Here is a 3,582-nt window from a genome sequence, read left to right as displayed (position 1 = left end):
GGGGGATTAGCTCAGCTGGCTAGAGCACCTGCCTTGCACGCAGGGGGTCAACGGTTCGAATCCGTTATTCTCCACAGAGTCTTCTTAATTTATTAAGAATGACAGACGATCTTTGACATGATGTAAAAAAAGAGCAAGTAAAAGTTAGATTAATAATAATCTATCAAACCCTTCCGATTGTTTCATACAATCGGATAGATAAAGAAAGTAATTAAGGGCACATGGGGGATGCCTTGGCTCTCAGAGGCGATGAAGGACGTGATAAGCTGCGATAAGCAACGGGGAGGTGCAAATGACCTTTAATCCGTTGATTTCCGAATGGGGCAACCCATCAGGCGAAGAGCCTGTTACACTACTTATGTAGTGAGCTAACGCGGGGAACTGAAACATCTAAGTACCCGTAGGAAAAGAAAATAATAATGATTCCCAAAGTAGTGGCGAGCGAAATGGGAAAAGCCCAAACCTGTATTGTTTAGGCAATACAGGGGTTGTAGGACTGCGTTGTGGCACGACGTTATTGAAGTGGAACGTTTTGGAAAGAACGATCGTAGAAGGTGATAATCCTGTACACGAATCAATAACCAAGCCTAGCAGTATCCTGAGTAGCGCGGGACACGAGAAATCCTGTGTGAATCTGCCGGGACCATCCGGTAAGGCTAAATACTCCTGAGAGACCGATAGTGAACCAGTACCGTGAGGGAAAGGTGAAAAGCACCTCGAACAGAGGAGTGAAATAGACCCTGAAACCATGTGCCTACAAGCGGTCGGAGCGCTACGGCGTGACGGCGTGCCTTTTGCATAATGAACCTACGAGTTACTGTCACTGGCAAGGTTAAGAACGAATACGTTCCGAGCCGAAGCGAAAGCAAGTCTTAACAGGGCGGCTAGTCAGTGGTAGTAGACGCGAAACCAAGTGATCTACCCTTGGGCAGGTTGAAGGTTGGGTAACACCAACTGGAGGACCGAACCGGTAAACGTTGAAAAGTTTTCGGATGACCTGAGGGTAGGGGTGAAAGGCTAATCAAACTTGGAGATAGCTCGTACTCCCCGAAATGCATTTAGGTGCAGCCTCGGCGAATTACTTATGTCAGGTAGAGCTACTGATTGGATGCGAGGGCTTCGCCGCCTATCAAGTCCAGATAAACTCCGAATGGGCATAAGTTAATACCGGGAGTGAGGGCATGGGTGCTAAGGTCCATGTCCGAGAGGGAAAGAACCCAGACCATCAGCTAAGGTCCCCAAATACATGTTAAGTTGAATTAACGAAGTATGACTACTAAGACAGCTAGGATGTTGGCTTGGAAGCAGCCATTCATTTAAAGAGTGCGTAACAGCTCACTAGTCGAGTGGTCGTGCGTGGATAATAATCGGGCATCAAACATGTTACCGAAGCTATGGGATAAATATTATCGGTAGGGGAGCATTCTGTATAGCGTAGAAGGCGTTTGGTAATGAATGCTGGAGCATGCAGAAAAGCAAATGTAGGTATAAGTAACGATAAAGGGGGTGAGAAACCCCCTCGCCGAAAGACTAAGGTTTCCTGATCAACGCTAATCGGATCAGGGTAAGTCGGGCCCTAAGGCTAAGCCGAACGGCAATGCCGATGGACGAACCGGTTAATATTCCGGTACTGTTTTAAGGAGTGATGTGGTGACGCAGGAGTGACACTGTTGCCGTGATACGGATTTCACGGTTAAAGGAGGTAAACGTAGATCGGGGTAGGCAAATCCGCCCCGAGAGTTGAAACTGAAAGTACTACAAACCTTTAGGTGCGTAGATATACAGGTAAGCCGACTGCCAAGAAAACCCGCTAAACTTATCCTTAAAGCATCCGTACCACAAACGGACACACGTAGTCGGGTTGAAAATACTAAGGCGCTCGAGCGATTCACAGTTAAGGAATTAGGCAAAATGACCCTGTAACTTCGGGATAAAGGGTACCGTCAGCAATGGCGGTCGCAGAGAATAGAAGAAGGCAACTGTTTATCAAAAACACATGGCTATGCTAATAAGAAATTAGATGTATATAGTCTGACACCTGCCCGGTGCTGGAAGGTTAAGAGGAGATGTCATCGCAAGAGAAGCATTGAATTGAAGCCCCAGTAAACGGCGGCCGTAACTATAACGGTCCTAAGGTAGCGAAATTCCTTGTCGGGTAAGTTCCGACCTGCACGAATGGTGTAATGATCTTCTTACTGTCTCAACTGTGATCTCGGTGAAATTGTAGTATCGGTGAAGATGCCGATTACCCGCGATGGGACGAAAAGACCCCGTGAACCTTTACTATAGCTTTACATTGAATTTGGGCACTTGATGTGTAGGATAGGCCGGAGGCTATGAAGCAGGTACGCTAGTATTTGTGGAGCCAACCTTGAAATACGGCCCTTTAATTGTTTGAATTCTAACTCGCTAAAGCGAGGACACTGTATGGTGGGTAGTTTGACTGGGGTGGTCGCCTCCAAAAGAGTAACGGAGGCTTCTAAAGGTGTGCTCAGGACGATTGGTAACCGTTCGTAGAGTGTAATGGTATAAGCACGCTTGACTGAGAGACCTACAAGTCGATCAGGTAGGAAACTAGAGCATAGTGATCCGGTGGTTTCAGTATGGAATGGCCATCGCTCAAAGGATAAAAGGTACTCCGGGGATAACAGGCTGATCATTCCCAAGAGCTCATATCGACGGAATGGTTTGGCACCTCGATGTCGGCTCGTCACATCCTGGGGCTGGAGCAGGTCCCAAGGGTTGGGCTGTTCGCCCATTAAAGTGGCACGCGAGCTGGGTTCAGAACGTCGTGAGACAGTTCGGTCTCTATCTATCGTGGGCGCGGGATATTTGCGGAGATCTGACACTAGTACGAGAGGACCGTGTTGGACAGACCCCTGGTTCACCAGTTGTTCCGCCAGGAGCATCGCTGGGTAGCTAAGTCTGGATCGGATAAGTGCTGAAAGCATCTAAGTACGAAGCCGGCTTCAAGATAAGATATCCATTAAGGGTGGTTGTAGACTACGACCTTGATAGGCTACAGGTGTAAAGGCAGTAATGTCATAGCCGAGTAGTACTAATTGCCCGGAAGCTTTCAGAGCCTTTTTCTATTTATTATTTTATTATAATAATATAAAAAGGCTATCAACAAACAGAGGTTTGCTACATTATTAACTATCAGAAACATTACTTACTCTTTTACATCAAGTCAACATATACCGGTTGACAGTTTTGCAAGATGATTGACAGTCCAGAACTGTCCGGATTGCTGCTGACTGTTTACTGAGAGAAGCATTCAGGTGGTTATAACACCGGGGCTCCACCTCTTCCCATTCCGAACAGAGAAGTTAAGCCCGGAAGTGCCGATGGTACTGCGTCAAAGTGGGAGAGTAGGTTACCGCCGTTTTAAAGTCAGAGAAGGTTCGTATAGTAATATACGGACCTTTTTTGTGTTTAGACATAGACACATCCCTCACTTATCTACTCTTCTATTCTTCTACTACACATCCCACACATGCTCAAATGTGAACTGTATGATGAGATATAAAGAGACTTCCTCCTTCTGCAGCATCTTGATAACAAAAACCGGAATCACTCAAA

1 tRNA gene and 2 rRNA genes are annotated in these 3,582 nt (G+C 46.5%); all 3 read left to right on the top strand.

What is annotated here, in order from left to right:
- The 3 genes from BGC7_RS17105 (at position 1) to rrf (ending at position 3,388) form a co-directional block, all read left to right on the top strand.
- A tRNA-Ala gene (locus BGC7_RS17105) sits at positions 1–74 on the top strand.
- 127 nt (positions 75–201) lie between these two features.
- Positions 202–3,082: ribosomal RNA gene (locus tag BGC7_RS17100) — 23S ribosomal RNA — on the top strand.
- 195 nt (positions 3,083–3,277) lie between these two features.
- Positions 3,278–3,388: ribosomal RNA gene (gene rrf / locus BGC7_RS17095) — 5S ribosomal RNA — on the top strand.
- Positions 3,389–3,582 lie beyond the last annotated feature (194 nt).

The sequence above is a fragment of the Dysgonomonas sp. BGC7 genome (genome assembly GCF_001261735.1).
Lineage (GTDB): Bacteria > Bacteroidota > Bacteroidia > Bacteroidales > Dysgonomonadaceae > Dysgonomonas.
Note: the sequence above shows the minus strand (reverse complement) of the source record. Positions and strands in the feature narration are given on the sequence as shown.